Source organism: Rhodococcus sp. Eu-32 (assembly GCF_003336925.1).
Lineage (GTDB): Bacteria > Actinomycetota > Actinomycetes > Mycobacteriales > Mycobacteriaceae > Rhodococcoides > Rhodococcoides kyotonensis_B.
Genome location: NZ_QGNK01000014.1, coordinates 104,303 through 122,386, shown reverse-complemented (window position 1 = coordinate 122,386; position 18,084 = coordinate 104,303). Strand labels below are relative to the sequence as shown.

18 protein-coding genes are annotated in these 18,084 nt (G+C 63.0%); 9 read left to right on the top strand and 9 right to left on the bottom strand.

The window, feature by feature from the left end; translation table 11 throughout:
* Window positions 1–70: 70 nt before the first annotated feature.
* The 4 genes from DK926_RS17665 to DK926_RS17650 all read right to left on the bottom strand — a co-directional run bounded on the left by DK926_RS17665 (window position 71) and on the right by DK926_RS17650 (window position 4,276).
* Window positions 71–1,438: an MFS transporter gene (locus DK926_RS17665; protein WP_114331491.1), complete on the bottom strand. Its 1,368-nt coding sequence runs from the start codon at window positions 1,436–1,438 to the stop codon at window positions 71–73.
* Window positions 1,439–1,653: 215 nt separating this feature from the next.
* Window positions 1,654–2,418 (bottom strand): enoyl-CoA hydratase-related protein, encoded by a 765-nt coding sequence (locus DK926_RS17660; protein WP_114331490.1) that lies wholly within the window; start codon window positions 2,416–2,418, stop codon window positions 1,654–1,656.
* A complete protein-coding gene (locus DK926_RS17655; protein WP_114331489.1) occupies window positions 2,415–3,119 on the bottom strand; it encodes a nitroreductase in 705 nt (234 codons plus the stop codon). The genes DK926_RS17660 and DK926_RS17655 overlap by 4 nt, the downstream gene beginning before the upstream one ends.
* On the bottom strand, window positions 3,116–4,276 hold the full coding sequence (locus DK926_RS17650; protein ID WP_114331526.1) for an acyl-CoA dehydrogenase family protein: 1,161 nt from the start codon (window positions 4,274–4,276) through the stop codon (window positions 3,116–3,118). Before DK926_RS17650 ends, DK926_RS17655 begins: the two co-directional genes overlap by 4 nt.
* Window positions 4,277–4,440: 164 nt before the next feature.
* On the opposite strand from DK926_RS17650, the gene DK926_RS17645 reads away from it, so the two are divergent.
* Window positions 4,441–5,427 (top strand): NADPH:quinone oxidoreductase family protein, encoded by a 987-nt coding sequence (locus DK926_RS17645; protein ID WP_114331488.1) that lies wholly within the window; start codon window positions 4,441–4,443, stop codon window positions 5,425–5,427.
* A 37-nt stretch (window positions 5,428–5,464) separates the two neighbouring features.
* The gene (locus tag DK926_RS17640; RefSeq protein ID WP_084423523.1) at window positions 5,465–6,106 is read left to right on the top strand and encodes a TetR/AcrR family transcriptional regulator; all 642 of its coding nucleotides are present in this window, start codon (window positions 5,465–5,467) and stop codon (window positions 6,104–6,106) included.
* Between the two features lie 69 nt (window positions 6,107–6,175).
* On the opposite strand, the gene DK926_RS17635 is transcribed toward DK926_RS17640, so the two are convergent.
* Both DK926_RS17635 and DK926_RS17630 read right to left on the bottom strand, forming a co-directional pair.
* Complete coding sequence (locus DK926_RS17635; protein WP_114331487.1) at window positions 6,176–6,661, bottom strand: hypothetical protein; 486 nt, start codon at window positions 6,659–6,661, stop codon at window positions 6,176–6,178.
* Window positions 6,662–6,686: 25 nt separating this feature from the next.
* Window positions 6,687–8,234 carry an acyl-CoA synthetase gene (locus tag DK926_RS17630; RefSeq protein ID WP_114331486.1) on the bottom strand — a complete coding sequence of 516 codons (1,548 nt, stop codon included), beginning with the start codon at window positions 8,232–8,234 and terminating at the stop codon, window positions 6,687–6,689.
* Between the two features lie 265 nt (window positions 8,235–8,499).
* On the opposite strand from DK926_RS17630, the gene DK926_RS17625 reads away from it, so the two are divergent.
* From DK926_RS17625 to DK926_RS17595, 7 genes are all read left to right on the top strand, one after another.
* Entirely contained in the window at window positions 8,500–9,897 is a 1,398-nt protein-coding gene (locus DK926_RS17625) for a 4-hydroxyphenylacetate 3-hydroxylase N-terminal domain-containing protein (protein ID WP_114331485.1), read from the top strand.
* 36 nt (window positions 9,898–9,933) lie between these two features.
* Window positions 9,934–11,124 carry a thiolase family protein gene (locus DK926_RS17620; RefSeq protein ID WP_068421057.1) on the top strand — a complete coding sequence of 397 codons (1,191 nt, stop codon included), beginning with the start codon at window positions 9,934–9,936 and terminating at the stop codon, window positions 11,122–11,124.
* Between the two features lie 14 nt (window positions 11,125–11,138).
* The gene (locus DK926_RS17615) at window positions 11,139–11,969 is read left to right on the top strand and encodes an NAD(P)-dependent oxidoreductase (RefSeq protein WP_114331484.1); all 831 of its coding nucleotides are present in this window, start codon (window positions 11,139–11,141) and stop codon (window positions 11,967–11,969) included.
* Between the two features lie 106 nt (window positions 11,970–12,075).
* On the top strand, window positions 12,076–12,837 hold the full coding sequence (locus DK926_RS17610; RefSeq protein WP_114331483.1) for a 3-hydroxyacyl-CoA dehydrogenase: 762 nt from the start codon (window positions 12,076–12,078) through the stop codon (window positions 12,835–12,837).
* Between the two features lie 20 nt (window positions 12,838–12,857).
* Complete coding sequence (locus DK926_RS17605) at window positions 12,858–13,604, top strand: enoyl-CoA hydratase/isomerase family protein (protein ID WP_243636875.1); 747 nt, start codon at window positions 12,858–12,860, stop codon at window positions 13,602–13,604.
* A gap of 23 nt (window positions 13,605–13,627) precedes the next feature.
* The gene (locus DK926_RS17600) at window positions 13,628–14,425 is read left to right on the top strand and encodes a crotonase/enoyl-CoA hydratase family protein (protein ID WP_114331481.1); all 798 of its coding nucleotides are present in this window, start codon (window positions 13,628–13,630) and stop codon (window positions 14,423–14,425) included.
* Window positions 14,426–14,707: 282 nt separating this feature from the next.
* The gene (locus tag DK926_RS17595) at window positions 14,708–15,421 is read left to right on the top strand and encodes a GAF and ANTAR domain-containing protein (RefSeq protein WP_114331480.1); all 714 of its coding nucleotides are present in this window, start codon (window positions 14,708–14,710) and stop codon (window positions 15,419–15,421) included.
* A 74-nt stretch (window positions 15,422–15,495) separates the two neighbouring features.
* On the opposite strand, the gene DK926_RS17590 is transcribed toward DK926_RS17595, so the two are convergent.
* From DK926_RS17590 to DK926_RS17580, 3 genes are all read right to left on the bottom strand, one after another.
* Window positions 15,496–15,675, bottom strand: coding sequence for a hypothetical protein (locus DK926_RS17590; RefSeq protein ID WP_114331479.1), 180 nt, complete (start codon window positions 15,673–15,675; stop codon window positions 15,496–15,498).
* A gap of 51 nt (window positions 15,676–15,726) precedes the next feature.
* Window positions 15,727–16,170, bottom strand: a complete 444-nt coding sequence (locus DK926_RS17585; protein WP_114331478.1) for an Hsp20/alpha crystallin family protein — start codon at window positions 16,168–16,170, stop codon at window positions 15,727–15,729.
* A 199-nt stretch (window positions 16,171–16,369) separates the two neighbouring features.
* Window positions 16,370–17,890: a UDP-N-acetylmuramoyl-L-alanyl-D-glutamate--2,6-diaminopimelate ligase gene (locus DK926_RS17580; RefSeq protein WP_114331477.1), complete on the bottom strand. Its 1,521-nt coding sequence runs from the start codon at window positions 17,888–17,890 to the stop codon at window positions 16,370–16,372.
* Between the last annotated feature and the right edge of the window lie 194 nt (window positions 17,891–18,084).

Genomic DNA, 18,084 nt, shown 5'->3' with positions numbered 1-18,084 from the left:
TCTCAAAGAGCCTCATTTCCATTGTGCAGCAAAGAACACTCACCGACCTCGGTCATGCGCCAGGCGAGGGTCAGCGAGTGGCCCGTGCCGGAACCGGGTGCGTCTCTGCCGCTCGGTCGGTCCGCCGTGCCCGCAGCGAAAGAACCAAGAGGCACACCAGAGCGACCACTGCCAGGGCGGTGATCATCAAACCCACACGCCAGATGTTCGACACGTGGCCGTTCACGAGAGCAACCATCGCCATCGGTGCCATGCCGCCGAGAATCGCTGCGGCCTGATATCCCAGCGAAGCACCCGAATAGCGAATTTCAGCCGGGAACAGCTCTGCGAACAGGGCAGCCTGGGGGCCGGTCTGGAACGACATGACGAAACACGACACGATCAAGGCGACAGCGAAGGGCCAGATCTTGCCGGAACCCGAGGATTGAATCAGCATCCACATCGGGATAGCCCACAGGCCCATGCCGGCAATGCCGATTCCGTAGATGAGACGACGGCCGTAGACGTCCGAGAGATGAGCCGTGAACGGCACCATGGGAATCAGGACTGCTGCGCCGACCATGATGATCCACAGGACGTCCGCTCGCGCCATCCCCAGGTTGGTCGTCGCGACCTGGATGGAACCGGTGATCGTGATGTAGAACATCGCGATACCGACCAGATAGGTTCCCCCGGCGAGGAGGACCGTACTGAGGTTTCGTCGCAGAACCTGGAAAATCGGCGACTTCTGCTGGGCCGGCGTGGTGGCCAGCTTCTCTTCGACTTTCTGGAATTCCGGAGTCTCCTCCAAATACTTGTGGATTCCGAAAGCAACGAAGATCATGACCAAGCTGATCCAGAACGGCACTCTCCAACCCCACGACATGAACGCCTCGGGTGAGACCAGCCATGCGACGACGAGAAATATGCCGTTACCCAGAACAACGCCGATCGGAATACCGAGTTGTGCGAAGCTGCCGAAGAATCCGCGACGGTTGGCCGGCGCGTACTCCGTTGCCAACAGGACTGCGCCGCCCCATTGAGCGCCCACCGCGAGACCTTGGCAGATGCGGAGGGTGACGAGCAGTACCGGTGCAAGCCAGACGATTTCCGTGTTGGGCACGAAACCGATCAACGCAGTGGCAATGCCCATCAACAGCGTTGCGAACACCAGTACGGGTTTGCGCCCGATCCTGTCGCCGAAGTGGCCGGAGATGATTCCACCGACCGGGCGGGCGACGAAGCCGATGGCAACCGTGGCGAACGCGTTGAGAGCTGCTACGACCTCGTTGTCCGTGGCGAAGAATGTCTTGCTGAAAACGAGTGCAGCTGCAGTGCCGTAGATGTAGAAGTCGTACCACTCGAGAGAGGTGGCCAGAGCGGCGGCGAAAGCTGCCTTTCTCGCGGCCTTCTGTTGTGACGCCGGCGGTGCGGCCGGGGTGTCGGGCGACACTGACATGACTGCCCTCTTTCTGGTTTGTGGCGGATTTGCCGATGGTCGAGAAATGACCGAAACCTTGAACAATGTCTCGCGCCGAAGCGTAAGTGATGTTCGCCACTAATGTCAATTATCGATTTGCTTCGAAAATCAGGAATATTTCGACGACGAATAGCCCAGTGGAAACCGCGTTGCGCACGCGAAATCAACTGGGCTACTTGCCTTTTTCGGGTAAGTCAGTTGCCTTTCCACACGGGGGTGCGACGTTCCAGGAATGCGGCTATTCCCTCGTCGAAATCGCGTGATGCGAGAACGCTTTTCTCGGCGGTTGCCGTCACCTCCCACCCATGCGGGTCGTCGCGTCCTACCACTGCTTCGACCGCAGCAAGCGTCTCCCGCACGGCAACCGGGGCATTCTCTGCAATGACCGCGGCCAATCGAAGTGCGTTCGCTACTGCGGTTCCGTCGTCGACGACGTCGTTGGCAAGGCCGAGCGTGAAAGCGCGTTCTGCCGAGATCGGTTGCCCGGTAAGGAGAAGCTGTTTGGCAACATGAAGGGGCAGCGCCCGGTGGGTACGGAACAGCGCGCCGCAGTTGGCAACGAGCCCGTGGGTGACTTCGGGGAGACCGAACCGCGCCGAACGTCCGGCGACGACGAGGTCGCACGCGAGCGCAATCTCCATGCCGCCACCGAGCGCAAAACCCTCTACGGCAGCGATGAGCGGGGTCGTGCGGCTACGTCCTGCGATGCCGTACTTTCCGCCGCGTTCGGTCGGATCGCCCGGTCCGGTCGCAAGATCCGTTCCAGCGCAGAATATTTCGGGTCCGCCGGTCAGAATTCCGCACCTGAGATCAGGGTCGTCGTCCAGCATGTCGAGCGCGTTGTCGAGCGCCTGCGTCATGTCGGCGTCCACCGCGTTCTTCTTGGCCGGACGGTCCATCGTGATCAGCAGAACGTGCCCTGTGCGTTCGGTGGTGACGCGTAGGTTGTCGGTTCTCATCGGTCGATCCAATCCACGACGTCGTCCACTACCGCACGCGATGTGCGGTAGCCGTTGATCGGGTGCGAGGTGTCGGCATAGCCGAAGGAAATTCCGCAGACGATTCTGCGGTCTTCCGACAACCCCAATTCACGACGCAGGACATTGGGATAGACGGCCAAGGCAGCCTGGGCGATGGTGGACACACCGAGAGATGTTGCGGCAAGCAGAAAGTTGCTGACGTAGGCACCGCAGTCGACCGCCCCGTACGCACCCAAGGCTTCGTCGGTATGAAGGATGGCGACATGCGGCGCGCCGAAGAAGCGGAAGTTCTCGAGGGTCTGTTCACGTTGCCTCGTTCGGTCGCCGCGTTCGATGTTCACTGCGTTGTACAGCTGGAAGCCGCTCTCGCGCCGCCTCTGCTTGTGCACGCCCCGGTATTCACGGGGAAACGCGATGTCGGTCTCCTCCACGACGTCGGCCGAGGCCGCCGAATACAGCGCTTTGCGTAAACGTTCGGTGCCCTCGCCTCGGGTGACCGCAAGGTGCCACGATTGGCTGTTGCACCACGACGCCGTGCGCTGAGCCATCGTCAGAATTTCGCGAATCGTGCCGTCGGAAACGGGTTCCGACGTGAAAGCTCTACAACTGACGCGGGATTCGAGCAGATCGCGCAAGGTGTCGTGCGGTTCGCTCGGACGCCTGCCGTTCGCGGCGGTCATCGGACTGCCCCTGCCGCGATGTCGCGTCCGATGATTTCCTTCATCACTTCGGTGGTGCCACCGAAGATCGTCTGTACACGTTGGTCGACGAATGCTCGACCCACGGGATACTCCATCATGTATCCGTAGCCGCCGTGTAATTGGACGCATCGATCGACGACTCGCTTGTGCAACTCGGAACTCCACCACTTGGCCTTCGCGGAGTCGACGGCGGTGAGTTCGCCGCTGTTCAGTGCCAGAACGCAACGGTCGACGTGGGATTCGGTGACCTCGATTTCCGTCAGCATGTCGGCGAGCACGAAGCGCGTGTTCTGGAGGTCGCCGATCTTCGTGCCGAAAGCGCTGCGATCGAAAACGTACGCTTTCGTCCATTCGTACGTGGCGCGCGCACCGGCGATGGCGGCTACGGCGATGGACAGCCGTTCGAGAGGTAGCCGTTCCATGAGGTGAAGGAAGCCGCGGCCTTCGACGCCGAGGAGATTGCGGTGCGGTACCCGAACGTCGGTGAAGACCAGTTCGGCGGTGTCCTGGGCCGCGAGTCCGACCTTGGTCAATTTGCGGCCACGAGTGAAACCAGGCGTGTCACGTTCGACGACGAAGAGAGACAAGCCGCGGGAGCCGGCGTTCGGATCCGTACGCGCGACGACGATGACCAGATCGCAGTGAATTCCATTGGTGATGAACGTCTTCTGGCCGTTGATGACCCAGTTGTCGCCCTCGCGCACGGCCGTCGTCTTGATCGCCTGAAGGTCGCTGCCGGTTCCCGGTTCCGTCATGGCGATCGCGCCGATCAGATCACCGCTCGCCATCCCCGGGAGCCAACGCTGACGCTGTTCGTCGGTCCCGAGGTCCGCCACGTACGGAATGATGATGTCGTCCTGGCAGCTGAGTCCCGCGCCGAACGACGTGGTGGCGGTTTTCGCGATCTCTTCGGCGACCACCTGACGAAAGCGGTAATCGGTGACGTCGGAGCCGCCGAACGACTCCGGCACCGACAACCCTAGGATCCCGGATTTGCCGGCTGCGAGCCATGCCGAGCGTGGGACCAGCCGGTCGCTCTCCCACTCCTCGTAGAAGGGTTGCACCTCGCGAGCAAGGAACGACTGCACGGTGTCGCGATACGCGTCGTGGTCGTGATCGAAATGAATGCGTTTCATCGGTGTCTCCTGCGCCATCTGCGATTGCCGTTATTTCTAGCGCTCGCTACATTGTGTAGTCTGGACCACAATTCGTCAACGGGCCGAGTCGGACACGAACCAGGCCGAGGGCCGGGTCGACATCGGAGCCGTCGAGCCGCATACATGGGGCAGGAGCGCGCAAGATGCAGGCAGTGCAATTGGTCGAGGCAGTCGGACCGCAGGGAGTCGCGATCACCGAGGTGCCGGAACCTGTGGCGTCCGACGGGCAGGTCGTGGTCGATCTGCACGCAGCGGGCGTGTCTTTTCCCGACCTACTGCAGACGTCCGGTAGCTATCAGATGGTCGCGTCGCTCCCGGCTGTACTCGGTGCGGAGGGCGCAGGTGTCGTTCGGTCCGCCCCGCTGGGAAGTGGATTGACCGAGGGACAGAAGGTTGCGGTTCTCGCACTGGACGGCGCGTGGCAACAGACTGTCGTTCTCGATCCGCGCTTCGTGTTCCCTTTGCCGGAGTCGGTGTCGTTGACAGCAGGATCGGGATTCCTGATGAACTACCTCACGGTGCACTTCGCGCTCGACGAACGCGCGAGGAGTCGAGCCGGGGAGACGGTCCTGGTCCACGGCGCCGCCGGAGGAATCGGGACCGCAGCGCTGCAGGTTGCAGCTGCACTGGGAATGGAGACCATCGCGGTCGTGAGCAGCGACGAGAAGGCGAAGGTCGCAGCCGCGAACCGCGCGACCCACACGGTCATGGTCGACGGCTTCAAGGATCGAGTACTCGAACTCACCGACGGACGGGGCGTCGACGTCGTGCTCGATCCTGTCGGAGGGGATCGATTCCTCGACAGCATCCGATCGCTCAACCCGAACGGTCGACTGGTGGTGCTCGGTTTCACGGGTGGCGAGATCCCGACGGTCAAGGTCAATCGGTTGCTTCTGAAGAACGTATCCGTCGTCGGCGCTGGATGGGGCGAATACATCCGAGCGTTCCCCGACTACACCGCGCGGCAGTGGGCAGACCTGGAACCACGCCTGAAAGATGGTTCCCTGATCGTCGAAGAGCCGAAGGTCGTTCCCATGAAAGCGGCTGTCGGTGCGTTGGAATCGCTGGCCGATCGCACCGCGACCGGCAAAGTGTCGTTGTCACTGCGGCCGGACGCCGTCGTCGAGTGACGAAAGTATGCTGTCGTGAGGACGAGCTTGCGTATGCGTGAACGAAGGGTACGACATGATGACGATCGGCACCGCGCACCGCGCAGACGACGATTGGCGTGTGTATCGGCCCCTTCCGCTCACGCCCATTCTCGCGGCAGCGTTGTCCTTGTTCCAGGCGAAGGGATATCACGGCACCACGATTCGTGACATCGCTGCACGGGCCGAGATAACGATGCCGTCTCTCTACTACCACTATGGCAACAAAGAGGGAATTCTCGCGGCGCTGCTGAACGTCGGAATGGACGACCTGGCCGCCCACATTGCTGGAGCGCTCAGCGAAGCAGGTGAGTCGACGACCGAGCGATTGCGGCACTTCGTGACCGCCGTCAGTTTGCACGAGACGTGCAGACGGGATATTGCACGAATTCATCCGGAATCACGCTTTCTCGGCCCCGAAGCGCGTTCTCACTACGTCGCTCGTCGAAATACCGTCACGGACAACATGATCGAGTTGCTCGAGACGGGCCGGGCGGAAGGCGTGTTCCAGATCGACGATACCCATTTCATCGCACGGAGTATCTTCGCAATGCTGCAGGGAACGCCTCAGTGGTATCGCGACGACGGACCGGATGACCCCCACGATATTGCAGCAAAGTATCTGCAGTCGATCTTTCGGATGATCACCGACTCGGTTTGAACCACACGTTCGCAGCATGCCCGGGAGTCGGTTCTCGACGCCCGGGCATACTCGTGTCGTCTGTGCGTTTCACGGCAGCAGGCGAGGTTGCGTCCATGTGCGTTCGAGCCGCCTCAGCGCTTCGAGTGCTGTGGGGTACTCGTCAGCCGTTTCCACTGGTATCGCGTTGCGGTGTAACGCTTTTTCGGCTCGCGTGACTGCTCGACGGCCCGATTCCGTCGCTTCCACGAGCAACCGCTGCGGCCACTTCCAATCCGGGGATCGTGTCACGTGACCCGATTCTTCGAGCGCAGCCACCGTGCTTTTGATACTGGTGCGGTGTCGCGCGAGTTCCGCGCCGACTTCACGGTAGGAGCTCGGACCGTTACGGCACAGTAGGGCAAGAACCTCGTAGCGCGCCCAACTCATGCCAGCAGGCTTCAGCGCGTCGCCGAACTGCGTCCTGGCGAGGGTTGCCAGACGTAGAACGGTCGACACGAGTTCGTACTGCGAATCGGCCCGATGCGTGTCGATACAACCGTCGAGTGCCGCGGTACGTCCGTACGAAGGTGACATTTCTTTTCTCCGGCTCACGTCAGCTCTATGTGGCTGCGAGGTAGTCGTACTTTCCCTTGAGACGGCCCTTGACGAGCTTACCGGTCGGCGTCCGAGGGAGGTCCGCGTCGAACACGATCCGGCGCGGAACCTTGAAGCGCGCCAACGATTCTCGTGCGTACGCGAGAATTTCTTCGGCACGCTCGTCGGACGGTTCGACCCCTGGAACGAGTTGCACGACCGCAATCACTTGTTCGCCCATCTCGGGATCGGGGACGCCGATCACCGCGACATCCAGAACGATCGGATGTACCGCGAGCGAGTTTTCGATTTCCTGAGGGTAGATGTTGACGCCGCCGGAGATGATCATGAAGGTCGCACGGTCGGTGAGGAACAGATAGCGGTCCTCGTCGAGGTATCCGACGTCGCCGGTCGTCGACCAGTTGTCGTGCTGCGGGTGCTGCGCCTTCTTCGTCTTCTCTGGGTCGTTGTGGTACGCGAACGGCATCACGTCGCGCTCGAAGTAGACGTCGCCGATCTGATTCGGCCCCAACACTTCTCCATCGGGACCACAGATGCGAACCGTACCCAGCAGACCGTCCTTGCCTACCGAACCGGGCTTCTTCAGCCACTCGTCGGAGTCGATGCTCGTCATTCCGGCGAGTTCGGTGGAGGAGTAGTACTCCTGCAGAATCGGACCCCACCAATCGATCATGGCGCGCTTGACGTCGACCGGACACGGCGCTGCGGCGTGAATGGCAGTGGTGAGCGACGACAGATCGTACGACTGACGAATGTCGTCGGGCAGCTTGAGCATTCGGACGAACATCGTCGGTACCCACTGACTGTGCGTCACGCGAAACTTGTCGATGCAGGCCAGGGCGTGTTCGGCGTCGAACTTCCCCATCACGACGACCGTTCCGCCCAGAGCCTGCACAGCTGCCGCCGTCCGGAGGGGCGCGGCGTGGTACAGAGGCGCCGGCGACAGGTAGACGGTGTCGGAGTTCATTTTCCATACGCCGGACGCCAGCCCCACCATCGTGTCACCGGGCTCGTCGATCTGCCGGTTCGGGAGCGAGGGTTCGATGCCCTTCGGCTGGCCGGTAGTGCCAGACGAATACAACATGTCCGCGCCGCGGGGCTGAGACTCGAGGGGTTCGTCGGAGAGGCCGACGGTCTCCTCGTCCAGGTCTGCGAAGCCTGGAATCGAGCCACCGAACGCAAGCCGAAGTTCGACGGCAGGCGTCTGGGTTGCAACGAGTCCGGCAACGTCGTGAAGAGTCGCGGCTGCAACCACAGCGCGCGCCCCGCAATCGTTCACGATGTACGCCATCTCGCCGGCCGTCAGATGGCGGTTGATGGCAGTGAAGTACAGCCCCGATCGCGTTGCGGCCCAATAGATCGCAAAGACGCGGGGGTTGTTGTCGCTGATGAGCGCGATGTGATCGCCCTCGCGAAGGCCTGCGTCGCGGAGATATCGGGCGATCCGAATGGACTGCGACTCCAATTCACCGAAGGTCACTGTCTCACCCGAATCGGCCATGATGACCGCTGGCTTGTTCGGGTGGGTTTTCGAGTGGGCCCCGGGGTACATAAATTGCCTTTCGCTGAACAGTTATCGTGCGATAGATCACCAGCCTAACGTGAAGTGACCGTCTAGGGAAGAACGATTTCCGACGCATCGACTTGTGCTGCATAGCCGCGTGAATAGGGTTTTTTCAGTCGGCAGCGCGTGACCGACTGGCGTTGACATGAGCCGCTACGCTCTGTCAAGCTAAACAGCAACCGAACAATTGAACGGTCGCCCGTGTCGCCGACGCCGGTGAGCCGGACCCCGACAACTCGAGAGGTTCCACGAGATGGGCATTCGTACAGCGCGTCAGTACCGGGATGGTTTGAAGGACGGTCGACGAGTCGTCTACCAGGGCCGACGCGTCGACGACGTCACCGAGTTCGCCGAGTTCGACACGGCGATCTCGCATTCCGCGCTCGCATACGACATCGCCGAGCTCGAACCCGACCTTGCCGTAGCGGACGACGGCGACGGTCCCTACACAGCGTTCTATCGCGTTCCGCGCACCGCAGACGACATCGCGCGCCGCGGTCAGCTCATCGAAAGTGTCTGCAGACTCGGGACTGGAACGATCGTTCTCAAAGAGGTGGGCAGCGACGCGCTGTTCGGGCTCCTTCGCGCGCTGACAGGCGAGGGTCTCGAGAACGCCAAGGCGTTCTACGACCATTGCTGCGCCAACGACGTCGCGATTGCCGTCGCGCAGACCGACGTCAAGGGCGATCGCTCGCTCGCGCCCCATCAGCAGGCCGACCCGGATCTCTACCTGCACATCGTGGACGAGGACGAGGAGTCCATCACGGTCCGCGGCGCCAAGGTGCACACGTCGTTCTCCGCGAACGCCGACGAAATCCTCGTTCTCCCGACCCGCGCGATGGGTGCAGCGGACGCCGACTACGCACTCAGCTTCGCGGTGCCGGTCGATACTCCAGGCCTCACCCTGTACGTCTCGCCGTATCTGCACGGCGACCGTGACGAGTTCTCGCATCCGCTGTCGTCGAAGCACAAGCTGCTCGAGAGTCTGACCGTGTTCGACAACGTCCGCGTCCCCAAGAACAGGGTGTTTCTCGCACGTCAGCCCGAGCTCGCCGGGCCGTTGGCCATTGCATTCGTCGACTATCACCGATACACGGCGATCAACTACAAGCTGCCGCTCCTCGACCTCCTCGTCGGCGCCGCGACCATGGTGGCCGAAGCGAACGGCATCATCAAGGCCGGCCACGTCAAGAGCAAGCTGACAGAGCTGATCTCGTACACCGAAACCGTCCGCGGGTTCGGTCAGCTCGCGGCGCTGCGTTCGACCCAGGGCGACAACGGAGTTCAACTGCCGGATCCTCTCGCCGTGAACATGGCCAAGTATCACTTCGCGCACGGTTTCACTGCCGCGACGACGACCGTGCTGGACTTGGCGGGCGGTCTGGTGGCCACCGGTCCTGGCGGAGGCGACTGGGCGGATCCCGATACCCGCAAGGTTCTCGAAAAGTATTTCGCCGCAGCCGTTCCCGCGGAACAGCGTCTGCGCTTGATCAACTTGATCGGCGACCTCTGCACGGGAAGCTGGGGTGGATATCAGACCGTCCTCGCCACCCACGCCGAAGGTTCGACGGAGGCCGAGAAAATGCAGATCGCGCGGTCGTTCGACCCGACACGAGCGCGCAACTACGTGTCCGAGCTTCTCGGAATCTGAATCTTCTCGACCACCTACGAAAGGAATTCGAACTTCATGACTACCGCAGTGATCGTCGACGTCATCCGAACGCCGTCCGGGAAGGGTAAGCCGGGCGGCTCTCTGTCAGGGGTTCACCCGGCAACCCTGCTTGCGGACCTCCTGGCCGAGCTGGTCCGCAAACACGACCTCGATCCGGCGTTGGTGGACGACGTCATCGCCGGTTGCGTGACGCAATCCGGCGAACAGGCAGTCAACATCGCGCGCACCGCCGTTCTGGCGGCAGGCTTCCCGGAGTCGGTTCCTGCGACGACGATCGATCGTCAGTGCGGTTCCAGCCAGCAGGCCGCTGCGTTCGCCGCCCACGGTGTTGCAGCCGGAACGTACGACATCGTCATCGCCTGCGGAGTCGAGTCCATGAGTCGCGCACCCATGTTCTCGAACGTGGGAGACAAGGACCCCAACGTCGGACCCTTGGCCAAGCGCTTCCCGGAAGGCCTGGTGTCCCAGGGCATCGGAGCCGAGCTGATCGCCGCGAGGTGGAAGTTCGGCCGCGAGGAGTTGGACGAGTACGCAGCCCGTTCGCATCGTCGTGCATCCGAGGCGGCAGGGCGGCAGCAAGTCGATCAGATCGTTCCCGTCCGTACGGTCGACGGGTCCGGTAACGAAGTCCTCGTCAGCACGGACGAGACAGTGCGGCCCTCGACCACGGCAGAGTCGCTGGGCGGCCTGCGTCCTGTGTTCCAGAGCGAGGCCATGTCGCAGCGATTCCCTGAGATCGAGTGGTCCATCACCGCAGGAAACTCGTCGCCCCTCACGGACGGCGCGTCGGCCGCCTTGATCATGAGCGAGGAGAAGGCTGCTGCGCTCGGGTTGACACCGCGCGCCCGTTTCCACAGCTTCAGTGTGGCGGGAAGTGACCCACTCCTGATGCTGACGGGGCCGATCCCCGCCACCGAGAAGATCCTCGCGCGTACGGGAATGACGCTGGATCAGATCGACGCGTACGAGGTCAACGAAGCGTTCGCTCCGGTTCCGTTGTTGTGGCAGAGCCACTTCGACACCGACCCCGAACGCCTCAACCCGGCCGGTGGCGCCATCGCGCTGGGGCACCCGCTCGGTGCGTCGGGCGGCAGGCTTCTGGCCTCGATGCTGACGTATCTGGAAGCCACCGGTGGTCGATACGGCTTGCAGACCATGTGCGAAGGCGGCGGCATGGCCAACGCCACCATCATCGAGCGACTCTGACGAGAAGGACTGACATGAGCGACCTACGATTCGACGGTATGACAGCGGTGATGTCGGGCGGAAGCCGCGGCATCGGTTTGGCGATCGCCACCGAATTGGCCAGGGGCGGTGCGAATTTGGTGCTGCTTGCGAAGACCGACAATCCCGACCCTCGCTTGCCCGGAACCATTCACACGGCGGTCGAGCAGATCGAAGCTGCCGGTGGCAAGGCTGTCGGAGTCGTCGGCGACGTGCGAAACGACGACGACGTCCAGCGCGCGGCGTCGACCGCAGCGGACACTTTCGGGGGCGTGGACATCTGCATCAACAATGCAAGCGTCCTCAATCTGGCCGGGACCGAGGACCTACCGCTCAAGCGTTTCGATCTCATTCAGCAGGTCAACGTGCGCGGAACGTTCGCTCTCACGCAGGCGTGCCTGCCATTCCTGAAGAAGTCGGAATCGGCGAGCGTGTTGACGCTGTCACCGCCGCTGAACATGTCCGACGAGTGGCTGGGAAAGCACCCGGGCTATATGCTCGGCAAGTACGGAATGACGTTGTTGGCCAGGGGCTTTGCCGCAGAATTCGCGGACGACGGTATCGCCAGCAACTGCCTGTGGCCGGAGACCACCATCGCAACTGCTGCGGTGAAGAACCTCCTCGGCGGCGAGGAGGGGACGTCGCACGCACGTGACCCACAGGTGATGGCCGACGCGGCCGCCCTACTGCTGTCGCACACCCCGCGTCACCGAACGGGTGAGACGCTGATCGATGTCGATGTGTTGGCCGAAGCCGGCATCACCGATCTCGCTGTGTACGGAGGGCAGGAACCGCTCGACTACGACATCTTCGTCGACCCGCGCTGAGGCTTCGGTTCGCACTGCCGGCCGTGACGACAGCGGGCACCGCCGGCGACACATCACTTCCACCAGCGGCACATGAGGTGTCGCGCGGACAGACAAGGAATTCGAGATGAAGACGACTGATATCACCGCTCTGGTGACCGGTGGGGCATCCGGTCTCGGCCTGGCGACCACCGAGGCACTCGTGCGGGCAGGCGCGCACGTCGGCATCCTGGATCTGCCGGGCTCACCGGGTAAGTCCGTCGCCGAGCAGCATGCAGGATCGGTGACCTTCCTGCCCGGTGACGTCACGTCCTCCGACGACGTCTCGCAGGCGCTGGACGTGCTGTCCGAGCAGGGCCCGCTTCGCGTCGTGGTCAACTGCGCAGGCGTCGGTCCTCCGGGGAAGGTGCTCGGAAAGAACGGACCCCTTCCGATGGAAGACTTCGAGCGCATCGTCCGCATCAACCTGTTCGGCACGTTCAACGTGATTCGACTCGCTGCCGAGCGCATCGCGTCCACCGAGAGCGTGGATGGAGAACGCGGCGTCATCGTGAACACGGCATCGGTTGCTGCGTTCGACGGCCAAATCGGTCAGCCCGCGTACGCCGCGTCCAAGGGCGCAATCGTGTCCATGGCTCTGCCGATCGCTCGTGAGCTGGCTCGCCACCAGATTCGCGTCGCGACCATCGCACCGGGAATCTTCGACACCCCGTTGCTCAAGACGTTGCCCGAAGATGCGCGCGCATCGCTCGGCGCCCAGGTGCCTCACCCCTCGCGGCTCGGTGACCCCGACGAATTCGGAGCTCTGGTACGCCACATCGTCGAGAATCCGATGCTGAACGGCGAGGTCATCCGCCTCGACGGTGCGATCCGCATGGCCCCCCGATGAACGGTGTCGAAAACACGAGCGTGCGATTCTCTATCGAGCAGGGGATCGCTCGCATCGTGCTTGCTCGTGGCGCGTCGTCCAACGCCTTGAACACCGATCTGGCTGCCGGCTTCAAGGCTGCGGTCGAGGCAGTGGCAGCCGATCCCGGCGTCCGCGTGCTCGTGCTGACCGGCGAGGGCAAGAACTTCTGCGCCGGTGGTGATGTGCGCGAAATGGCCTCTGCCGCCGAGATTCCCGGCTTCCTCACCGATCTGGCCGGTACGGTCCACGATGCGTTGAAGCTTCTCGACACGCTGCCCGTCGTGGTCATCGCTGGAGTTCAGGGCTCGGCAGCAGGCGCGGGCTTGGGCTTCGTGCTTGCCGCGGATTTCGTCGTGGCCGGACGGTCCAGCAAATTCGCCGCGGCCTATTCGGCGGTCGGATTGTCGCCGGATTGTGGCGTGTCGACGCTACTGCCCAGGGTCGTGGGTCCGCGCGCGGCGGCGCGGATGTTGTTGGCTGCAGAGGTCATCGGTGGTCAGGAGGCGCTCGAGAACGGACTGGTCACCGACCTGGTCGACGACGCCGAGATTTCCTCTCGTGTGGAGGAGTTGGCACGCAAGGTCGTTGCGAGTGCCTTCCCTGCCGTGGGGCAGACGCGGAGGCTCATGCGGGTGGCGTCGAACGGTTCGCTGTCCGACCGGCTCGATGACGAGGCCCGCACGATTGCCGACGTCGGCGCCTCCGGAAGCGCACGTGAGCGAATCGACCGATTCGCAGGTAGATAGACAACACCGAGAGAGAGATTTCGATGAGTTCGACGACGATCGACGAACCGGCGGCGCTGGTCGAGCGACGCGGGAACGTCGCAGTGGTGTCGCTCAACCGCCCGAGGGCGCTGAATGCGGTCGATTCGACATTGTCCACGGCGGTGGGAAATGCGGTGCACGCAGCCAACGTCGACCCCGACGTGCGAGCTATCGTTCTCACCGGTTCCGGTCGTGCCTTCTGCGCAGGCGCAGATCTGAAGGAGATCGCAGCTGGCAGATCTCTCGACGCCGACGGGCACCCGGAGTGGGGCTTTGCGGGCTTCGTTCGCCAGTGGGTCGACAAGCCGACCATCGCGGCGGTCAACGGTTTCGCCCTCGGTGGTGGAACGGAGCTGTTGCTCGCATGTGATCTGGCCGTCGTGGACGAGACCGCAGCTCTGGGTTTGCCGGAAGTCAAACGCGGCCTCTTCGCCGGTGCAGGCGGCGTTCTGCGCATGAGTCAACAGATTCCGCGCAAGATCGCTTTGGAGATCGCGCTGACCGGTGAGCCGATCACGGCAGCGCGAGCGTACGAGCTCGGCTTGATCAACAGGGTTGCGCCGCAAGGCACGTCGCTCGACGTGGCACTCGAACTCGCAGAATCGATCGCGGTCAACGCGCCGCTGTCGGTGGTGACGAGCAAACAACTCGTCCACGAGAGTGCCAACGGTGATACGTGGGGCGACGGCCTGTGGGCGCGCAATCAGGAAGCCATGAACGTGGTCTTCTCGAGCGCCGACGCGCACGAGGGTGCAACGGCGTTCGGCGAGAAGCGGCAACCGGTGTGGACCGGGAAGTAACGCGTCGAACCGCTCCACGTGGAGGTTGATTCCCGCCCCCTCGTCGGGAATCAACCTGACCACTGCGATCGACCCGACCGCAGTGGTAATAGCACCACATCGGATGAGCAACTGCACCGTTAATCGAGAACGATTTCGTACGACGAGTGTAAAGCGCTACGCACCCGGGTACCGTCCACGAATGGACCTCCGTTTCCCCTGTCAGCTCACCCTCGGCGCCCCGGTGGCGGACCTGCCTCGTGTCGTGTCGTGCGAGGACGCGTCGATCGGCGGCCGGGAAGCATGAATCACGACCCGCGACGTAACACCCTCAGTCGACAGATTGCCGACATGACGAGGTCGTTCTTTGCTCCGAGAAGTCTGGAGGACACCCTCCGGGGGGTGACCGAGAGCGCAACGGAGCTGATCGACGCGGTCGACTGCGCCGACATACTCATCGCGGAGGGCCCGAGAAGGTATCGATCGCACGCCGCAACGAGCGAGCTGCCCGTTCGGCTGGACGCCCTTCAAGAGCAGCTCGACGAAGGGCCATGCGTCGATGCAGCCCGTAGCGAGTTCTTCGTGCGATGCGACGACTTCCGCACCGATCCGCGTTGGCCCGGCTTCGCTCCGAAAGCAGTGGAAGCCGGCGTTCTCAGCAGCATGTCGTTTCGGTTGTACACGAAAGAAGACACGATCGGCGCTTTGAACCTCTTCTCCTTGGCTGCGAACGTGTTCGACGACGCCGACGAGGAACTCGGCGCGGTCCTCGCAACTCACGCTGCCGTAGCGCTGTACACGGCGAACAAAACAGAACAATTTGCCTCTGGTTTGGCGTCACGAGATGTGATCGGCCAAGCAAAGGGCATGTTGATGGAGCGCTACGGTATCGACGCCGTCCAGGCGTTCGAATTGATCCGCCAGCTCTCACAGAACGAGAACATCCCTGTCGCCACACTCGCCGCGGACCTCGTCCGGTTGGGATCGGAGTCTGCGTCGCCACCCGCGGCGAGGTGAAGTGCGTCCCGAAGGCGCCGGGAGTAAAGGAGCGTGGACTCGACACGCGTGTGCCGAGTCCACGTCGGCAGCAGCTACACCATCACAGAACTCCGCGGGGTGAGCGGGAACGGGTCCTCCTCGAACGGGACAGCCAGAGCCTGTTCGAGTGCATCGGCTTCGGGGCATTCACGTACCTCGGTACCGAGCCCGAGAACCTGCCGCCACCACGAATCGCGATCCGATTCCTCCCACCAAATCACTTCGTCGTCCATGCGCGACACTCCCTTCCGATCCGACCGTGAAACGTGTTGTCCGACAGCGTTTCAGGTCGCGTGCGGTTCGATCGAACGTTGCTCGGTGCCCGATCGCGAGATGTCGATCTTGCGAGGCTTCGCTCTTTCTGCGAGCGGAATCGTCACCGACAACACACCGTTGTCGTACGAGGCCGAGATGCGTTCGGTGTCGATTCCGTCGCCCAGCGCGATCTGGCGGCGGTAGGTTCCGGCGAACCGTTCGCTTGAAATCCACTGCACGCCACCGTCGCTCGGCGCAGTCCGATGCGCGGTGAGGGTAAGGGTACCCCGGTCCACGTCGACGTCGATCGAGCCTGGGTCGACGCCGGGTAGGTCGGCGGAGAGCACGTAGTGGTCGTCGACCTTGTACAGGTCCATGGGCATGAAGCGAGGGACACGGTCCGAACCACTCGACGTGCCGAACATCCCGGCAGCGATGGAATCCAAGTCACGGAACGGATCGAATCGAAGCACAGCAATCACCTCCTGATGCAGACGATGCGCCCGCCCCTGTAGCGGGCTGCCGTTTCACTGTGCTGAGGAAGAATTTAGCACTCTCGATCGGAGAGTGCCAAGAGGGTGGAGAAAATTCTTTCGGGATCGACCGGTACCTCAATGCTGTTGCGGGACAGTAGCGCCGAGCATTCTCGGCCTGGACCGCGCGGGTCCGCGGTCAGCTCGTCGACGCACTGTTCTCCAGGACTGCACGTAGTTCCACCCTGTCGTCGAATGGCGCAGACCTGTTGCCGTGGACCACGTGGTCGTCGCATCCCCGTCCGGCGACCACGAGCACGTCACCGTGCCGTGCGTGCTCGACCGCGAGTTCGAAGGCATCGCGCCGGTCCGGTTCGACGATTACCGTCGCCGAACCGGCTGCAACAGCGCCATCGACGACTGCGTCTCGGATGGTGTCGGCGTCTTCGGAGAAGGGGCTCTCGTCGGTGACGATGACGATGTCGGCGTACTCGGCTGCAGTGGCTCCGAGCGGGAAGCGCTTCCCGATGTCACGGTCGCCGGTCGCGCCGATGACGACGATCAGTTTCCCGGTACTCAGCGACCGTAGATAGGGGAGCAGCCGATGCTGGCCGTCGGTGTTGTGCATGTAATCGACGAGGGCCACGACGCCGCTCCGGCCGTCGTCGACGCGTTCCAAACGGCCGGGTACATGGGTCAACTGCTCGAATCCGGCGACAGCGGCGTCGAGTTCGACTCCCGTCGCGGCAAGCATGGCGAGCGCGGTCAACGCGTTGTCGACCTGATGCGGACCCAGCAGCCGGAGGCGGACATCCAGGGGGCCGTCGGGTGTGTGTGCGATGAAGAATGTGCCCGTGGGGCCCGAGCGGATTCGATCTGCATAGATGTGTGCCCCGGGATTCGACGCCGACCACGTCCAACACGGCACACCGACCGACGAGGCGAGCCGACGACCGTAGTCTCCGTCGACTCCGATCGCCGCCACCTCGGTTCGGTGTGGTTCGAACAGGCGTGACTTGACGGCGAAGTAATCGTCCATCGATCGGTGGTAGTCGAGGTGGTCGCGGGTGAGATTCGTGAACCCGACGGCGGCGAAGTGCGTCGCGTCGACTCGGCCCTGGTCCAGCGCGTGCGAGGACACTTCGAGAGCAACCGACGTGGCGCCTTCGTCACGCATCGACGCGAGGGATTGCTGCAGTACGGCGGCTTCCGGGGTGGTCCGGGCAGCCGGTCGGGTGGTTCTCGGTCCTGCGATGGAGATGCCGGTGATGGTGCCGACGGTCTCGCCCGCGGCGGACAGTGCGGCCCCGAGCAGGTAGGTCGTACTCGTCTTTCCGTTGGTACCCGTCGTTCCGTACACCCTCATACCCTTCGAAGGGTGACGGTGAACGAGTGCGCTGGCCGGACCCGCACAGCTGCGGGGGTTGGTCACGACGACCGAAGGCAGTGACACTGCGGGACGGTCCGACAGGATCGCGACTGCTCCGCGGGCGAGCGCTTCGAGTTCGAAGTCGAGGCCGTGCGCATGGCGTCCGGGAAATGCGAGGTAGAGGTCGCCTGGTTCGACCGTGCGCGAATCGTCGCTGACGCCCGTTACCACCGCGTCCCCGTATACGGCGGATGCCGAGGGCACCGCGTCGGCGATGTCGGCGAGGTCGTGACCACCGATCGCCGTCGACGCGTGAGCGGTCGGAGGAGTGGACGCGCTGTTGCAAGTCATTGCTTCTCCTACCCATACGAATCGACGATCAAACGGGTAGCGGCGGTTCTCGCGAACCTGTTGTCGCTGCCGTCTCGAGATACGTTGTCCGGGATCGCAAAAGTAGGCGAGTGTCAGCGGGTTTTTCGCCAAAACTTGTGCAGCAGAGGAGGTTTGACCGATTCGGTCATCCGGTATCCGAAGGGCGAACGGTT

Coding starts and splice junctions, on each gene's coding strand:
- DK926_RS17600 (WP_114331481.1), top strand. CDS start 13,628: ATGAGTTCGACGACGATCGACGAACCGGCGGCGCTGGTCGAGCGACGC.
- DK926_RS17620 (WP_068421057.1), top strand. CDS start 9,934: ATGACTACCGCAGTGATCGTCGACGTCATCCGAACGCCGTCCGGGAAG.
- DK926_RS17590 (WP_114331479.1), bottom strand. CDS start 15,675: ATGGACGACGAAGTGATTTGGTGGGAGGAATCGGATCGCGATTCGTGG.
- DK926_RS17665 (WP_114331491.1), bottom strand. CDS start 1,438: ATGTCAGTGTCGCCCGACACCCCGGCCGCACCGCCGGCGTCACAACAG.
- DK926_RS17660 (WP_114331490.1), bottom strand. CDS start 2,418: ATGAGAACCGACAACCTACGCGTCACCACCGAACGCACAGGGCACGTT.
- DK926_RS17630 (WP_114331486.1), bottom strand. CDS start 8,234: ATGTACCCCGGGGCCCACTCGAAAACCCACCCGAACAAGCCAGCGGTC.
- DK926_RS17625 (WP_114331485.1), top strand. CDS start 8,500: ATGGGCATTCGTACAGCGCGTCAGTACCGGGATGGTTTGAAGGACGGT.
- DK926_RS17580 (WP_114331477.1), bottom strand. CDS start 17,890: ATGACTTGCAACAGCGCGTCCACTCCTCCGACCGCTCACGCGTCGACG.
- DK926_RS17615 (WP_114331484.1), top strand. CDS start 11,139: ATGAGCGACCTACGATTCGACGGTATGACAGCGGTGATGTCGGGCGGA.
- DK926_RS17650 (WP_114331526.1), bottom strand. CDS start 4,276: ATGAAACGCATTCATTTCGATCACGACCACGACGCGTATCGCGACACC.
- DK926_RS17645 (WP_114331488.1), top strand. CDS start 4,441: ATGCAGGCAGTGCAATTGGTCGAGGCAGTCGGACCGCAGGGAGTCGCG.
- DK926_RS17610 (WP_114331483.1), top strand. CDS start 12,076: ATGAAGACGACTGATATCACCGCTCTGGTGACCGGTGGGGCATCCGGT.
- DK926_RS17595 (WP_114331480.1), top strand. CDS start 14,708: ATGAATCACGACCCGCGACGTAACACCCTCAGTCGACAGATTGCCGAC.
- DK926_RS17635 (WP_114331487.1), bottom strand. CDS start 6,661: ATGTCACCTTCGTACGGACGTACCGCGGCACTCGACGGTTGTATCGAC.
- DK926_RS17655 (WP_114331489.1), bottom strand. CDS start 3,119: ATGACCGCCGCGAACGGCAGGCGTCCGAGCGAACCGCACGACACCTTG.